The following is a 15,078-nucleotide window of genomic DNA, read 5'->3' as shown; positions in this document are numbered from 1 at the left end:
AGCTCAATCGAGAATATCCCTTATCGTTTCCACGTATTTCGCGATGCCGAAAGCTAGTATGGCTTTGACTTCGTGGAGATTTAGGCTCGGACGGTCTACGTGTTCTTATCATTCCTGTCCCCGAACCATATCACCTAGGTTTGCTCAAGCTCGACCTAGGTCTAGATCGTGGCGGGCACGGCGGATCGAGGCTCGAGCGCCTCCTGCTCCAGGTGGCGCACCTCCGATCCGAAAGCCAACCAGTCCGCCAGCTCTCGAACCGCGCTGTCCGACCTAGCAATCGAACTCAAGCTCGGATCCGCTTCGGCCGGCTGCCCGGATTCTTCAGCCAAATCCTTAGTCATCAGGTGCGGTCGCGGCCCGCGCGGGAGGTTTTCCTCCAGATACCTGAAGATTCGCACGCCGCCGGCGTCCACGTCGCCCCAGTGCAAGAAGGGCACCTCGGCCGGAGCGGTGACTAGAACCTTCGCCAGAAGCTCCACGACCCCTGCTGCAGGGAAACCGCCGGTGTAGACGACGAGGCTCCCGTCCTTGATCTCGCGGACTTGGCGGTTGAAGCTGGCATAGTTCTCGATCGTCAGGATCGCCGTCGGACGGTCCAACAGCGACAGCTGCGGGAGCATCTCCGGGTGGATAGAGGCGAACGGCTTGGCCCGGCCATCGACCAGGCGGCCGCCGCTTCCGTCTACCGCTACGGGCCCCTTCAGATGAACAGGATGGCTGAATCGCTCCAACCCGATGTGCGTCCAGACCACGTCGGCCCCAGCGCCAGGCTGTCCGATCCGGACACCGAGAACGGCCGCGAGCCGCGAAGCGTGCCGATCGAAGGCCTTCGTGTCGTTCGTCGCCTTTTTACTGAAAGTTCGCGCGTCCAGTCCTCTGGCCTCCTGCCGAGAGAGGGACGCCAAGAGTGTCAGGAACTCCTTGGCGGCGTCGGCTTGGCCGGCCGTCAGGCGATGGACGGCCTCGCCCCGCGCCCATCTTGCCGCCATCTCGTCCAACACGGTGGCGACCCACGGCTCTCCGGCGGTCGCCACCGGTAGCAACTCCTGCCTGACGCGCTGCGCTGTGGCCGCCGCAGTCGGACGTCCGAGGTGTCTGGCAAGAAGCTCAAGGTCGCGGACGCGGACCCGCTCGATCAGGTGGCCGCGGTCCCTCCTGCCCCGCTGCACCTCGACGGCACCGAACCTCTCCGCGGCAGCCATCAGCTCGTGAAACCGGCTCACCTGCTGTGCGGTCGATAGCCGGTCGTAATCCGGAGCCGCGGAAGCCGGCCGCGAACGGTCGGGGTTGCGCTCGCTCCGCTCCAGCAGGCGTTCGAGAAATTCGACCCCGGCATCCGCTGTCCGAACCTCGGTCATTCAGCCGCCTGGTCCTGCGGCATGGCGGGAGCCGTTCCGGCAGCAATCAGCTCGGATTTGAATACGTCGAAGCCCTTGCGATACGGGTCGGCAGCGACGATGGCGTCTCGAGCCTTCTCGGTGAGCAATTCGGTATCGATCATCACCTGGTTGCCCAGGCGGTTCACGTTCACCACCGTATCGACCACTTCCATGAAGACGTGCCGCTTTTCGTCGGGGGTGGCCAGCATGACCTGGAGTCCGAGATCCCGCATGAATTGCGAGCACTGACCGATGGCCCTGGTGTCCAGACGGTTGAAGGCCTCGTCGAAGATGGCGAGCGAAAGTCCGCTCTCGCCCGTGCGCCGGTTCTGGTAGGTGGCGGCCAGCGACGCCCCGATCGCGATGTAGAAGGGTAGCTGCCCTTCACCGCCGGACCCCGTTCCCGCGCGGCTCGTCAGCGACGAGCGGATTTTGCCCTGGGCGTCCTGAATGTAGAGCTCGAAATTGAAATACTTGCGCGGGTCCTCGATGTCCTCGGTCCGCGCCTCCGGATTGGATAAGATCTCCTCGATCTGGCGGACCGCTCGCATCATGGGAGAGTTCGCGTCGCCGCTGCGATCACCGAAGAGAGGCAGATTGAACTCGGGCTTTCTGGACTCCTCGACCAGCTCGATCATGTCGACATGGGTCGGGGCCTCGAGCGCCTTGAACGAGTAGTAGTCTCGCCCGTGAAACTGACGATCCTTCAGGTGGCGGTTGAGTTCGTTCAGGGTGTTCTTGATGCCCATGAAGGCGTCATCCAGCCGATGCAATAGATCGTCCCGGAAGGCCGAGGTCATCTCGGTCGCGGCGTTCCGGCACTGCTCCTCGTACTGAACCAGCTCGTGCGCATCGAGGCGCTCCTTTTCCGCGGTCGCCCAGTGCTCGACAGCCGACGGCGTTGCCTCCTCGGCGGTGAACGGCGGCACGACATGGAATTCCTGACCGTGCTTGTTCATCGCACCGGTCATTTCGCGCATCAGAGTGGAGCGCCGGTTGGTAGAACGGTTTTCCCGGTCCGCCGTCAGCCCGGCGATGCGGTCCGACACGGACTCAGTGGCCATTTCGGCCACCTTCGACCGATAGTCGCCCATGTCCCTCGATTGCGGGAATTCGTCCAGCAACTGGCGCGCGCGGGCGCGACGTGCCCCTGCCAGGACTTCACGATTCTTCCTCATGTAGTCTTCATACGCGCCTTCGGCCCGATCTCTCGCGCTGTGGGCTCGGGTCGACGCATCCTGTGTCTCGGTCTTGAGCCGGTTTGCCGTCTTAACCTCGGCGGCGAGGCGCTCCAGATCGGCGACGAGCTTGGGATCGCGATTCCGCTTGGCGTCTTCGATATTTTTCCCGATCTCCGCCAGTTTGCGATCGAAAGCAGCCAGCTCCTCGCCGCATCCGGAGCAGGTCAGGCCGGCGCCGCGGATCGCCTGAAACTGCCCGAACATGGCCTCGAACAAGCGCGCTTCGTCCTCCGAGCGTCGGACATCTCCCGCCGATTCCGCAAGCTGCTGGAGCAACTGCTGCCGTTCGGCCTGAAGCTGTTGACGCATCTGCTCCTGCGTTGCGCGCCCGAGCTTGAGGTACTGAGGCTTCTGCAAGCGCCGGACCGTCCGACCTCCCTGTACCATGAGATCTGGCGTGATGGCGTTCTCGGCGGCGGCCATCCTATCCATGGTTTCGACCATCATCAGACGGCCAATCCGATAGTTGAGGAAGGCTCTGGCGTGACGGTTTTCCGTACTGATGATCTGTGCGAGCGAGCCCTTTTCAGCCGGCCTGGTGTTGTCGGTCTTGGTCGTGTTGATAACCTCTGCATCCCTGAAGGAATGCTCTCCACCCTCTCGGAATATCTCTAACGCACGCACCGCCCTTGTGGGCTCGACGATCAATGCTTCCCGGGAGCGACCGAGAAAGGCCTCAGCTGCCATCCGCCATTTGTCGTCGCGAATCTCGACCAACTCGCACAGCGGTGTTGCCTCGATACCGTGTGAGCCGAGTTGCCTGATGAGGTCCCGAGTTCCGCCTTCGATCGGGCTTAACCCTTGATCCATCCGCTTCAGGTTACTATCGATCAGTTCGATGCGATCCTGCAGAGCCTTGGTCGCCACTCGCGCGTGAAAATGCGCGTCGGAAAACGTCTTTCGCGCCGCCTCGAGGCGCGCCTGGTCGACAGCCGCAAGAGCCGCGTCCAGATGGGAAGCACTATCCTTCCAGTTCTCCGGAAGCGGCTTGTCCCACTCGGATAACGGAGCCCTTCCCCTCGCAACGGCCACTGCACTCAGCAGCGCGTGCAAGAAATCGTCGCGGCGAACCAACAGATTGAGATCGACGGCCTTCCTGATCGAAGCGATGAGACCCTCGATCTCCTTGACGGGAGCCATCGAGTTGGCGCGCTGGCTCAGGGTTGCGGTCTTGTCCGACTCGTACATCTGGGCAAGCTGCTCACCGTCGCTGGTCCTGATCGAGAGTTCGACGGTCTTGTGTTCAACGTCAAGGGTGGCGTGTCTGGCTGCGGCCGCTACCGCGTCGACCTCGACTCTGCTCGCGGCCTTCCGGAGTTGCGCGATGACCTCTTCCTGCCTCCTAGCCTCCCGTCGAAACTTCTCCCATTCCAAGCGAGCGATCTGCCAGCCGGTCGTTGCGATAACCCGCTCGTTTTCGACGGCGCGACCGACGATGCGGAGGATCCCGGCGAGGCTCGCGCTCTGTGCCCTCAATTCCTCAATGCGACGGGTCAGCGAACGCCAGTGTTCGATGCCGCGCCGAAGCCTGTCGACCTGGAGCGGCTGAACATCGAGAACGTAGTTCCGTACGAAGTCCGTGGGATTATCCACGGGCTTCAGCAGCAGGGCGTTCCGGAACGCCTTCTGGAAGCGCCTCGGGTCGAGCGGGAATCCCGCCGGCGATAGGGCCCTGAGCGATTCCGCCACGAAGTCGGTCGCGCTTGAGAAGGCGTCGTCGACTTCGATATTCCGGGCACGCAATGCGTTGCGCACCGCGTGCCACTGCAGCGTCTCGACCTCGTCCTCGCCGACGGCCGCGAGGATGTCGCCCTTCGTCAGCGCCCCCTTGGCGATGAACCGCGCTTCGCAGACCTCCTCGCTTCGCGATGCCGAGGCGGAAAACGCGACGCCCAGGCTCACCGCCGAGCCGTCGTCCAGATCCTCGAAGACCAGGATTATGTACGTGTAGGCGTGCTGGCGCGTCGGCTCCGACCGCTCGCCCTTCTCGTCGAGCGAGACCACGCCGAGGCAATAGTCGCGCAGGGTCCGCTTGCTCCTGACGTTGCTTTGGGCGCTCGGGTTGAAGCGGATGCTGGCCATGCTCGCACCGGACAATACGGTCTGCACGGCGTCGATGATCGCCGATTTCCCCGCTCCATTCGGACCGATGATCGCCGTCATGCCGAGCATGTCGACCTGCTGCGCCCGGAACAGGTACCAATCGACCATGATGATACGGCGGAGCTCGATCACGGCTGCACCTCGCTCGCCGCATCGGTCTTTGCGGCTGCAGCGGTCGAGCGCGACACGAACTCCTCGAGGGAGCCGAGCGTGTCCTTGGAGACCACGATCGGCAACGCGGGGCGCAGGAACAGGGTGAAGTTCCTGTCGTCCCGATCCTCGATCCTGACGAGACCGCGCTGCCTAAAGCCGGCCAGGATTTCCTTGACCCGCCCGAAATTCGGTCGCTCGCGATGGGTCCTGTCCTCGTAGATCTGCAGGATCTGCTCGCTCTCGACCTCCACCTCGCCGAATTCCTTGGCCTCGAACCGCGTAAACGCCTCCTCGTAGTGGAGCCGCAACACCAGCAGCAGCAGACTCTCGTCGAGTTTCATGCTCTGACGGGGAGGTAGTTCGTTCGCCACCAACCCCACGTAGCCGTCGTTCGGCCTCCCCACGACCCGATAACCGAGCGCATCGAACAGATTCTCGAAGTATCCCATGTACCGGCGGAGCACCTCGTAAGAGGTCTTCATGCCCCAGTCGTTCTCGTAGATGAACTGAGCGCGCCAGAGCGATTGCGCGGCCTGACGCAGCTCCTTCTGCAGCCGGTCGCCGTCACCACCTTCGGAATCCTCGTCATCGATCAATTTGGAAAGATCACGCAGCATCGGCCGTGGTCCTCGTTCTTTCGATCCGGAAGGCGGTCACGTCGATCCAATCGTTTGCGCTGCGCCCCTCCTCGAGCGTGATCGTAAATTCCCCCAACCGCACGGAGCGGCCAATCGCCGCCAAGCTCGGGATGGCCCTGTAGGCGAAGAGGTCCGGAATGCTTCCGATCTCGATCTCCTCGGACGAGACCCGGTCGCGCCCCTGCATCTGCCGCCGCGCGAACTCGAGCAGCTTCTGGTCCGTCACGCGGACCATCCGGTCGAATTCCGTCGTGGCCTGGACATAGGCGCGCAAATAGGGATCCTCTTTCGGCAGCTTGAAGCGCGTCCGCTGGGGCGGAGCCTTCGGGGGTGCGGGAGTGTACAGCGCGAGCGATGTGATCGGCAGACCGACGTCCGGCGACCTCAGGCGGATCTCGACATCGTCGCTGCGGACCTTCGAGATCTGCTCGACCAACCGGACGATCCGCTCGGCCGCCCCCTCTCCCATGACGTCCATGTAGTGGACGGTCGTGCGGATGCGGCGTTCGAGGCGGTCCCTGAAATCCTCGATCTTGTCCATGAAGGGGCCCACGTCTTCGAACACGCTCTTGATCTTCTCGAGCTCCGCGACGACGCGTTCCTCGGCCGTCGCGACGGACGCGCCGGGGGCCATGACGCCCTGCTCGATGTAGGCGCGCGCGATCTTTCCGAGACACTGGGGGTCGGCGAGCATGTCGCCCGCGAGCGATGCGATGGTGCGGCGATGACGGTAGGGGTTGTTGGACGTCTTGAGCTGCTTGTAGTCGGCGATCAGCAGCCCGTCGACGAAGTCCTGGAAGAACGTACGGAGGATGGCCGCCGCGTTCGGATTGCCCAGAATTCGGTCCTCGATCTCGCGCATGCCGGCCAGGATGCGGCGCATGCTGCGGGCGAACCGCGACGCGGTGTCGTGCGCGTTGGCCAGCCCCTGGGCCATCGTCTCCGGCTCGCGGTTCGCGGCCTCAAGGTTGTTCTTGACGTCGACCACGGCGCTGGCGACCCGCACCCGGCTATTGCCGAAGTCGGTGATCGCACCCAGGACCATGAACGCGTCCGGGTTCATGTCGACGTAGGTGCGCCACTTCTCGGTCTCGTCCGTAAGCCAACCGGTATCGCGCAATCGATAGTAGGCGAGGTAGTGAGCCTGGCTCGTGGTCTGATCTTCGTCCGGATCGCCCTCGGAAAGGTCGCCCATCGATCCGATGCCGAACTCCGAAAGCCCGATCTCGATCTGCCTGACGACCTCTTCCTTGAGCGGGGTTTCGAGGATGCGAGCCGAGTAGACGCGCTCGTACAGCCGCATCAGAAGCCGGGCATAGACGTGCTTCTTCGGCCCTGACAAGGGCTTGAAAACGGTCTCTGGAAGGTAACCAAACAGCTTCATCTATCGGCCCCTCAGCCGGCGAATTGAACCGCGGCGACTGCGCAACCGCAAGGAAAAATAGAGGAGTTTCAGGGCGTTCTCTTCGCTTTTCTCCGCCTCAAGAATTCCCTCGCCGCCTGCTCCATGACGTCCCAGGCGGCCCGGTGCTCATCGATCCCCACCTGCTTGATGTCTGCGATCACGTCCGGATGCATCATCATCAGGAATTGAACCCTCTCCCCGATCGGGGTTCGCTTTCCCTTTTTCGCCGCCTTCTTCTTCCCGATCATCACCCGTCCGCCGCGCGATAAGATTCGCTTAACCATAATGCGGCGGCTCGGCCCGCACCAGCCCGGGTCGATTTCTTCTTATATAAGAACTAGATCGCTTCTTATATAAGAAGCGGAGGCTAAGCGCTTGACTCGGGCCAATCTTCCTGCTTTGAATGTTCTTGTTTTGTTCACTGCAGGCGTTGAGGTGAGTCATGTCGGGCGTCGTCGGAAATTGGAGGGTCGAGCTCATCGAGCGCCACCGCGACCTGTTCCAACCGCCCGCCGACTTCCCGGGCGCTGCCCAGGGCTCGCCCGAGTGCGGTGCCGGCTGGTGCGACCTGCTCGACCGGATGTGCGTCCGGATCCGGACCGCGGTCCAGGCCGCCGGCGGCACCCTCACGCTTAGCCAGATCAAGGAAAAGTACGGGACGCTGCGGGTCTACTGGGACGGCAAGCTCTCTCCGGAGGCGGCCGCCCGGGTCGAAGACGCCATCTCGCTCGCCGAGGCGCGCAGCGCGGTGACCTGCGAGGTCTGCGGCGAGGAAGGTCGCCTCCGGGGCGGAGCCTGGCTGACCACGCGTTGCGAGCTGCACGCCGAGGGGCACCGGGCAATGGAAGCCCAGCCGGGCGATGACATCCACGTCATGCAGCGCATTGTCGGACGCCGCCGGCAGACGCTCCGTCGCCGCTACGACCGCGCGAGCGACAGCTTCGTCGATGTCGATCCATTCGCTGCACGCCCAGAGGAAGAGTGAGATGGCGACGAATTTGGGTTACGACCTCCTGCAGCGGCATCCGCGCCTCTTCCCGCAAGACGAGCCGAAGCTCTCCTTCGGACATCTCGACGTTCGCGAGGGCTGGTGCGACCTCGTCGAGCGGCTGTGCGTCCGGATCGAGATGGCGCTGCAGGACGGCGAGACCTTCCGGTTCGTCGGCATGCTCCAGAAATTCGGTCTGCTGCGTATCGATTGGGCGGGCGAAGTCTCGGCAAGTACCAGGGCACGGATCGAGGAGGCCGAGGCGCTCGCCGAGGCGCGCAGCAGCTGCACGTGCGAGGTCTGCGGCGCCGAAGGCGAAAAGTATCACGAATCCAAAAACGTGATGGTCCGCTGCGAGGCGCATGCCGAGGGACGCCCCCTGATCGAGGCGCGCGCCAACAATCGCCTTCATCTGGTGCGTGTCGTGCAGCCGCCGAATCCACCGATCCGTGCGGTGTGCCGCTACGATCGCGAGAACGACGTCTTTATCGACGCCGGTTCCTCCACGCTGCCCATCGAGGAGAACTGAGATGACCATGGATTGGGGTCATGACCTTATGCTGCGGTACCGGCGCCTCTTCGTGATGATGGCCGACGAGCCCATCCTCTCGTTCGGCTATCCCCTCTGCGGACACGGATGGCAGGACATCCTGGTGCGGCTCTGCGACCGGATCGAAGTCGCGCTGCGCGATGGCGAGACCTTCGAATTCGCCCTCATCAAGCAGAAGATGGGCATCCTGAGGATCGCCTGGGACGGCGAGGCTTCCGAAGACACCGAGTCAAGGATCGACCATGCCGTCGATCTCGCCGTGGCCCGGTCCGCCTGCACCTGCGAGATCTGCGGCCGCGACGGCCGCCTGCACAACAACAAGGGTTGGCTCGAAACCCGCTGCACCGAAGACGCCGCCGGCGAGCCAGTCCCGCCCCGTTTCGGGGTTGGGTTCGAGAACGTGCGCCGGTTCAGGCGGTGGCGCGGCCAGGCCGAGATGTACTTCGCGCGCTACGACCGCACCACCGACACCCTGAGCGAGGTGCCGCCGCCCTCACGGAAGGAGGACTGACATGGCCGTCTCGGTCCATCCACCCTGGTGAGATCCCGCACATGAAAAAGCCCACCGGCCGCCGGCCCTCCGGCACCGTCATCCGCATGACTCCTGCTTTGCCTGCTCGTTGTCGGCTTGCTGGGATCGCCGGCAGGCCACCCTTCAGGGGCGAGCAAACCGCGGGGGCGCCCCGGATGTCGCACTTCCAAGACTTCGCCGCCCAGAGGCGCGATTCCGCCGACCGCAAGCCCGGTCGGCCGGTCGGCCGGCACACCTTGCGCACTAGCAGATCATCCTCGCTCAACGGCGAGGACGAGAGGAACGCTTCGCCCTGCCAATCCGGCCCGCATTAAATTCAGGGAACGACTGCTTGCCGTATTCGAAGACGATCTCCACACCGTCGAGCGGATCAAGCCCGTTGTCGGCCCGGTAAGCCAAGTCCTCAAGGACGAGCCAATTCACCGCAGCCTCCTGCTGATCCAGCTTTAGGATGTTGAAGTCTGGCAGAACACAATCCTCATGAAGATGCCCCTGCACCATCTCGCCGAAAGCGGTCATTTCTGAACCACCGCCGGGAATGGCCGCGGTCACTCCTGCGAGAAGGTCGGCGACCTGCACACCGGCATGGCCGGCGGACGAAGCGAAGGCGATCGGCTTGGACATGTTCCAGGTCAGAGTGCGCTGCTTGCCGATCATCTCGATGCGGACCGTATCGGGACGGTTGATCATTACATCGAAACCGTCAGCCAGAGCTCGCAGCGGCTTGGAGTCGTCGCAAACAACTTCGAGCAACGGATGACGCTCGCCCCAAGCGGCCAAGTGACTGGGTATTGCGGACCCCGTCAGGTCCAAGATCCACTTGCCGCTGCTCAACCCTCGCAGATCGCGGGTTTCCCGCGCGATGATCACGTTGTAGCCGCGAACGAAGCGCAGGATCTGCTCGATCATGGGATTGGAGCCGCGCGAGCCGAACAGGCTCGGTGCGTCAGCCGGATCGAGGGACCGCATGAACGCCTCGAATTCGTGGGCGAGCCCCTCGATCGACTTGTCGCGCATCAGCATGAAGAAGAACATGGCGACGAAACGATGAAAATTATGTCGATAGAACAGCGCGTTATTCGACTGCAGAACCGGCTCGAAAAGATACTCGAACAGCTTCGCGGCCAGACTGTAGCGCTTGTCGTAAAGCGTGACGATGTAGCGCCCGTCGAGCTCGCGAAGTACATCTCCGATCAAAGCCCTCCCGCGAGGCGTCTTCAACAGCTTTGCCGCCTTCAATTCCGGCATCTGAACCGGATGCTTCGCCCGGACACGTTGTATCAAGGAATCCGCTTCAGCGAGGGTGAGATCGTGCGATGCGTAGCTGAACAGCGGCTGGTCGGGATTCAGCAGGTTGTTGCCGGTAAACCCGGCTTCGTCGCAGGAAATTAAGCGCGGCGATAGCAATTCGGACATGAATCCACCCGTCGATGTTTTGACGCTTTCCGCGTCGGTGCGCCGGCGTGTCTTCGTGTCCGCCGGAAAACAGCATTCACGGGCCCGCTCAATCCATTGCATATAGGTGCACCACCACCCGGGAACCAGTTCCCGTCGATGCCTTGCCCCATCGCGGAACGGCGAGTTCGCCGAGCGGACGGGCCCCAAGGACGAACCGATGCAGCCGAACGAGGGCGCTAGGACGGCCCATCGAGTTGCTGCACAGCCGAGTACAGGTGGAAAAGCGCGAGCCTCGGCGATTTCGAATCCCTGGCCTGTGTTAACCGGCCGGAACTGCGGGCGGACGTCAAGGATTCGTCCGGCAGGAGCGATCTCGATGTTGATGACGAAGGAGAGACGACCGGCGATCCGAACGCTGCGCGGCTGGGCGATCTCGGCACTGCAGGACGCCGGCGTCATCCGCCAGTGCGAGAAGCACGGGTGGATGCAGGATCGAGCCGACCCACATGCCCGCGAACGGGCCTTCGACATCGCACGTCAGGATCCGCCGGCCGACGTATCGCCCCAAGCGGCCATATCGGAAGTTCGCGATGTCCTGGACGGGATCGGCGACACCTGTCCGGAGTGCTAGGCGTGACCCGCCATTGCCTTGGCCCCGAGCTCCGCGAATCTTTTGAGCTGCCCGCAGCCATCGTCGCGTTCGAGGCGCTTACCTTTTCTTCTTGAATCTGAGACGAGAAGGCTTGTTCTTGCGTTGACGACGCGCGCCCGTCAAGCTTTCGGTCGGCGGGTACTCTTCGCGAGAGATATCCTGCCGCGCTACGCGTTCGTGGCGCAAAACATCGTAGTGTTCCCTGAGTTTCAAAGCAGAAGATTCGAGTGAGGGCGTCCATTCATCGACCCTTATGGAGAACAAGTCCTCCGATCCGCCCTCTTGCCCGGTTACGGACGAGTCCGCGTCCATTCCAATCGCGACAACGGTGTCGAGCTTACGGTTGTCTAACAGGACTGCCAGGCAATATGCTTCCATTACCCTCATACGATACTCGCGGTACTGGTCGTATCCGTTATCCGTGTCGCCGCGTTCGCGAGCGAATGCCGGATAGGACATGATCATGACGACGTACGCCACCTTCGGGTTTTCGCTCGGCTGGTTCGGCAATATCACGCGCGCGGACCAGTCTTCCTTCGAGTCCATGGCTTTCAATATCGCGCCCTGGACCGCCTCGCCGTAGACTCGGCGGCTAAACCTGTTCTCCATCGCCATGAGACGCAAGGCGGGCTCGGCGCCAGCGATGGTGGTTTTCCGACCCAAGAAGGCGCCCGTGGCACCGGCGAGCAGGTTGTCGCTGAACCGCGTGATGAGATCGTCCCACACCCGCGATTTATCGTCGGCGAGCGCCTTCTGGAAATGCGTCTCTGACAATATGTAATCGCTCGAAAGGCCCTGCTTGGTCATCTTGAGCTGACCTTTCTTCGGCGCCTCGGCACCCGGCAACTCGAAGTCGTAATATCCGTTGGTGACGATGCCCACCCTAAGGTAGCCGGCAAGAAGCTCTTCCTCTCCGTGAGCCATCCAAAATCTGCTCGAGCGGATATATTCGGCGCGCTTGTTCAGATAGCCGACGAAGTCGGAAATCGTATTCAAGTGCTCAAGGACGCGTTTGATGCCGACATCGTCGAAGACGTGGACGAACAATCGACCGGGGTTCACGTCGCCGACGGCGAACGGCATGAAATCCCGCCGGCTGAAATCGATGGCGTCGCGGCCTTTGAGCGCGGGCATGATGACGAATGAGCCGCTTCGATCGTCGAGTATCTTCTGGATCGCCTTGTGAGCACCGGTCGCCACAACGACCCCATGCACCCGTCTGGTCGCTGCGGGCGGCAAATCGATGGGCAGTTTCTGCGTGCAGGCCGGGTCGAGGAATATCCGCCCCGAGTATCGGGTAATCCAGTTGTTGGCCCGTTGATCTGGGTGACCGCACCTTCGATGGCGTTGCGGTAGAAGCGGGGCCACGCAACCTCTGACCTTGCCCCTTGGGCTTAATCCAGTTTGAAGTTCGTTCTGGCCCAAGCCGAGGACCAGAGCATGAAGCGCAAGCGGTTTACGGAAGAACAGATCATCGGGATTTTGAAGGAGCACGAAGCGGGGGTTCCGGTCGCCGATCTCTGCCGAAAGCATGGTGTCAGCGATGCCAGCATCTACAAATGGAAGGCCAGGTTCGGCGGGATGGACGTCTCGGAGGCCAAGCGACTGCGGTCGCTGGAAGACGAGAACACGAAGCTGAAGCGGCTTCTGGCAGACGCCATGTTGGACAATGCGGCGCTGAAGGATCTCGTGGGAAAGAAGTGGTGACGCCCGCGGGGAAGCGGAAAGCTGTCGCTCATCTGGTGGATGCCCATGGGATGAGCGAACGGCGGGCGTGTAAAGCCATCGGCTGCTGCCGTATGACCATGAGATACCGGACGACCCAGGCTGACGATACCAGCCTTCGCCAACGCATGAGGGCGATCGCCCAGGAGCGCCGCCGCTTCGGCTATCGGCGGCTGCATGTTCTGCTCAGGCGGGAGGGGTATTTGATCAATCATAAAAAGCTGTTCCGGCTCTATCAGGAAGAGAAGCTAACGGTGCGCCGCCGTGGTGGCCGCAAGCGGGCGATCGGGACCAGGGCGCCGATGCTGGTTCCGATGACGCCGAACGACCGGTGGTCGCTCGACTTTGTGTCGGACCAACTGACCTGCGGCCGCCGCTTCCGCATCCTGACCGTCGTCGATGATTGTACCCGTGAGTGCCTGGCGCTGGTGGCCGATACCTCGCTCTCCGGCATCCGCGTGGCGCGGGAACTGGACCGGCTGATGATCGAGCGCGGCAAGCCCAGGATGGTGGTCAGCGATAACGGCAGCGAACTCACAAGCAACGCCATCCTGGTGTGGGCCGACCAAAGCCGTGTCGAATGGCACTACATCGCGCCGGGCAAACCCATGCAGAACGCCTTCATCGAGAGCTTCAACGGCCGGCTGCGGGATGAGCTGTTGAACGAGACGTTGTTCACGTCACTGGCACAAGCCCGCGTCATACTTGGATGCTGGCGGGCCGATTACAACGACACAAGACCACACTCGCAGCTCGGATGGAGAACCCCGTCCGAGTTCGCGATGACCTGCCACCCGCGCCGGGATCTGGCGCTGCGCTATGCCGAAGGCTCCGCGCCAGCTCCCGTCGCTGCCACCGCCCAACCGGGCAAATCCAACGGCACGGGCGAACTCAGGACTGGATAAAACCTGGGGGCAAGGTCAACCAATACATCTTTAACTTCGTTCGCAATTCTGTTCTCCTAGGCCGACGAGCGAGGGGTGGCTTGAGGCGAACTCGACGTGGTTAATATTAGCGTAATGAGGAAAGGGCGAGATCGGTAGATGTACAAATCAGCATCACGTTTCATGCAATCGCAGGCGAGCAAGGCAGTGCGAAATGGGAGCCGTCGCTGGTCCCAACACGGTAGTTAGAAACAACCCAAGCGCTCACACATCGGCGTAACAGGAGGGTTGCGGTCGAGATAAAAGGAGAGGGCAAGCCGGGCAATTAATTCTTGGGGTTATGTGCACGTGCCAACTCGCTACAAATACACTAAACTGGTTGCAGTCGACTGGATGTCGATCCTCCCGTCTATTGCTCCAGTCCACACGCTGGCGAATCCTTTAGCGCATAGACCGGATTCAATTTCACCACTCCATTGCAAATATATTGATAGGTCACATGGCCGAGAAAGTCTTTCTGGCTAGTCTCAGAGGTTTGAACGATATCCAGCGCCTGGCCAGGATGCGATGCGATGTATTGTTGCTGTAGCCTGCCGCACGCTTCAGTTTGATTATGCCCGCCCGAAAGCCATTCGGTGGTACCAGACCAGGGGCTTGTGTTTCCCCACCCTTCCACTCCATTCTCGGGAGTTCTACAGAAGCGATAGCACGCAGGGCGAGCAGTCGTTCTGTTTTCGATTGCCGACTTTGCCCAACGAATAGGTGTTATCAAGCTCGTCGTCGGATCGGCTCCTCCGTTTATCAGCCCGATCACGAACCCTTTTTCGTTGTAAACTGGACCACCGCTCATTCCTCTCGCCACCGGGATAGTTGCTAACCACCGGTTCTTGTCGCCGTTGAGGTTGTTAAAAGTGCCAGGAATCGGCGCGAGCTCGCGGTCATTGGGATAACCAAAGGCAAAGATGAATGAACCTGACTGCACATTTGGGTTGAAGCATATCGGTGCGAACGGTGGTTCACTTAGACCAAGAGCACGTAAAAGCGCGAAATCGTCGCGCGGGTCACCCGTTTCAAATACCGCAGGGATCTCAGCGCTGAATTTGCTGCCGATCCGGATCTTCAGTGGATACTTCTCCTTTTGCGCATCAGTTCCCGCCAGCCAATCCGCAATGACATGATAGTCGGTCAGAATGTCTCCTTCGGCAGAAACTAAAAACCCACTACCGATTTCTGTTTTGGTGTCCCCTGTCTTTTGATCAACAAAGGTGGTGGAGATGTAGACCGTAGTCCTGGCTGCTTTAGCAGACAGGTCTGTGAGGTCAGCTTTTGCGCTGCCGGGGATAGCACCGGACCAAGCCAAGACTATCAATGCGATCAAACGCCTGACACACTCGCACGAAAAGAAAGGTCTTTTGCGCATTTGCCGT

Annotated in this window: 13 protein-coding genes and 1 pseudogene; 6 read left to right on the top strand and 8 right to left on the bottom strand. The window is 61.6% G+C overall.

All coding sequences use genetic code 11. The annotated features are described in order from the left end of the window. Positions 1-161: 161 nt before the first annotated feature. From BRA1417_RS0109740 to BRA1417_RS0109720, 5 genes are all read right to left on the bottom strand, one after another. Complete coding sequence (locus tag BRA1417_RS0109740) at positions 162-1,361, bottom strand: Wadjet anti-phage system protein JetD domain-containing protein (RefSeq protein WP_027515662.1); 1,200 nt, start codon at positions 1,359-1,361, stop codon at positions 162-164. Beyond that, positions 1,358-4,858 (bottom strand): SbcC/MukB-like Walker B domain-containing protein, encoded by a 3,501-nt coding sequence (locus tag BRA1417_RS0109735; RefSeq protein ID WP_027515661.1) that lies wholly within the window; start codon positions 4,856-4,858, stop codon positions 1,358-1,360. The genes BRA1417_RS0109740 and BRA1417_RS0109735 overlap by 4 nt, the downstream gene beginning before the upstream one ends. Continuing rightward, positions 4,855-5,496, bottom strand: coding sequence for a DUF4194 domain-containing protein (locus tag BRA1417_RS0109730; protein ID WP_027515660.1), 642 nt, complete (start codon positions 5,494-5,496; stop codon positions 4,855-4,857). The genes BRA1417_RS0109735 and BRA1417_RS0109730 overlap by 4 nt, the downstream gene beginning before the upstream one ends. After that, entirely contained in the window at positions 5,486-6,901 is a 1,416-nt protein-coding gene (locus tag BRA1417_RS44695; RefSeq protein WP_027515659.1) for a Wadjet anti-phage system protein JetA family protein, read from the bottom strand. The genes BRA1417_RS0109730 and BRA1417_RS44695 overlap by 11 nt, the downstream gene beginning before the upstream one ends. 68 nt (positions 6,902-6,969) lie before the next feature. Continuing rightward, complete coding sequence (locus tag BRA1417_RS0109720) at positions 6,970-7,170, bottom strand: hypothetical protein (protein WP_027515658.1); 201 nt, start codon at positions 7,168-7,170, stop codon at positions 6,970-6,972. A gap of 194 nt (positions 7,171-7,364) precedes the next feature. On the opposite strand from BRA1417_RS0109720, the gene BRA1417_RS41680 reads away from it, so the two are divergent. From BRA1417_RS41680 to BRA1417_RS0109705, 3 genes are read left to right on the top strand one after another with little or no spacing between them, the layout of a single operon-like run. Further along, positions 7,365-7,907 carry a hypothetical protein gene (locus BRA1417_RS41680; RefSeq protein ID WP_051448296.1) on the top strand — a complete coding sequence of 181 codons (543 nt, stop codon included), beginning with the start codon at positions 7,365-7,367 and terminating at the stop codon, positions 7,905-7,907. A gap of 1 nt (position 7,908) precedes the next feature. Beyond that, entirely contained in the window at positions 7,909-8,439 is a 531-nt protein-coding gene (locus BRA1417_RS0109710) for a hypothetical protein (protein ID WP_027515657.1), read from the top strand. A gap of 1 nt (position 8,440) precedes the next feature. Next, the gene (locus tag BRA1417_RS0109705) at positions 8,441-8,971 is read left to right on the top strand and encodes a hypothetical protein (protein WP_198034806.1); all 531 of its coding nucleotides are present in this window, start codon (positions 8,441-8,443) and stop codon (positions 8,969-8,971) included. 282 nt (positions 8,972-9,253) lie between these two features. Here the strand turns inward: BRA1417_RS0109705 and BRA1417_RS0109700 are convergent, their stop codons facing one another. Next, on the bottom strand, positions 9,254-10,510 hold the full coding sequence (locus tag BRA1417_RS0109700) for a DUF3800 domain-containing protein (RefSeq protein WP_156948658.1): 1,257 nt from the start codon (positions 10,508-10,510) through the stop codon (positions 9,254-9,256). Between the two features lie 256 nt (positions 10,511-10,766). On the opposite strand from BRA1417_RS0109700, the gene BRA1417_RS0109695 reads away from it, so the two are divergent. After that, the gene (locus tag BRA1417_RS0109695) at positions 10,767-11,021 is read left to right on the top strand and encodes a hypothetical protein (protein WP_027515654.1); all 255 of its coding nucleotides are present in this window, start codon (positions 10,767-10,769) and stop codon (positions 11,019-11,021) included. Between the two features lie 78 nt (positions 11,022-11,099). On the opposite strand, the gene BRA1417_RS0109690 is transcribed toward BRA1417_RS0109695, so the two are convergent. Next, positions 11,100-12,242: a hypothetical protein gene (locus tag BRA1417_RS0109690; protein WP_156948657.1), complete on the bottom strand. Its 1,143-nt coding sequence runs from the start codon at positions 12,240-12,242 to the stop codon at positions 11,100-11,102. Between the two features lie 240 nt (positions 12,243-12,482). On the opposite strand from BRA1417_RS0109690, the pseudogene BRA1417_RS45390 reads away from it, so the two are divergent. Further along, a pseudogene (locus BRA1417_RS45390) lies at positions 12,483-12,635 on the top strand (transposase); the annotation flags it as partial. Next, positions 12,602-13,672 carry an IS3 family transposase gene (locus tag BRA1417_RS0109680; RefSeq protein WP_245286168.1) on the top strand — a complete coding sequence of 357 codons (1,071 nt, stop codon included), beginning with the start codon at positions 12,602-12,604 and terminating at the stop codon, positions 13,670-13,672. The pseudogene BRA1417_RS45390 and the gene BRA1417_RS0109680, both read left to right, overlap by 34 nt. A gap of 388 nt (positions 13,673-14,060) precedes the next feature. On the opposite strand, the gene BRA1417_RS42370 is transcribed toward BRA1417_RS0109680, so the two are convergent. Beyond that, positions 14,061-15,071, bottom strand: coding sequence for a serine protease (locus BRA1417_RS42370; protein WP_084462157.1), 1,011 nt, complete (start codon positions 15,069-15,071; stop codon positions 14,061-14,063). Positions 15,072-15,078 lie beyond the last annotated feature (7 nt).

It is taken from the genome of Bradyrhizobium sp. WSM1417 (genome assembly GCF_000515415.1).
GTDB lineage: Bacteria > Pseudomonadota > Alphaproteobacteria > Rhizobiales > Xanthobacteraceae > Bradyrhizobium.
Note: the sequence above shows the minus strand (reverse complement) of the source record. Positions and strands in the feature narration are given on the sequence as shown.

What these genes read in the sequence shown, in the direction of transcription:
- BRA1417_RS0109740 (WP_027515662.1), bottom strand. Translation starts at nt 1,361, where the DNA reads ATGACCGAGGTTCGGACAGCGGATGCCGGGGTCGAATTTCTCGAACGC.
- BRA1417_RS0109730 (WP_027515660.1), bottom strand. Translation starts at nt 5,496, where the DNA reads ATGCTGCGTGATCTTTCCAAATTGATCGATGACGAGGATTCCGAAGGT.
- BRA1417_RS44695 (WP_027515659.1), bottom strand. Translation starts at nt 6,901, where the DNA reads ATGAAGCTGTTTGGTTACCTTCCAGAGACCGTTTTCAAGCCCTTGTCA.
- BRA1417_RS0109720 (WP_027515658.1), bottom strand. Translation starts at nt 7,170, where the DNA reads ATGATCGGGAAGAAGAAGGCGGCGAAAAAGGGAAAGCGAACCCCGATC.
- BRA1417_RS41680 (WP_051448296.1), top strand. Translation starts at nt 7,365, where the DNA reads ATGTCGGGCGTCGTCGGAAATTGGAGGGTCGAGCTCATCGAGCGCCAC.
- BRA1417_RS0109710 (WP_027515657.1), top strand. Translation starts at nt 7,909, where the DNA reads ATGGCGACGAATTTGGGTTACGACCTCCTGCAGCGGCATCCGCGCCTC.
- BRA1417_RS0109705 (WP_198034806.1), top strand. Translation starts at nt 8,441, where the DNA reads ATGACCATGGATTGGGGTCATGACCTTATGCTGCGGTACCGGCGCCTC.
- BRA1417_RS0109700 (WP_156948658.1), bottom strand. Translation starts at nt 10,510, where the DNA reads ATGCAATGGATTGAGCGGGCCCGTGAATGCTGTTTTCCGGCGGACACG.
- BRA1417_RS0109695 (WP_027515654.1), top strand. Translation starts at nt 10,767, where the DNA reads ATGTTGATGACGAAGGAGAGACGACCGGCGATCCGAACGCTGCGCGGC.
- BRA1417_RS0109680 (WP_245286168.1), top strand. Translation starts at nt 12,602, where the DNA reads ATGGAAGGCCAGGTTCGGCGGGATGGACGTCTCGGAGGCCAAGCGACT.
- BRA1417_RS42370 (WP_084462157.1), bottom strand. Translation starts at nt 15,071, where the DNA reads ATGCGCAAAAGACCTTTCTTTTCGTGCGAGTGTGTCAGGCGTTTGATC.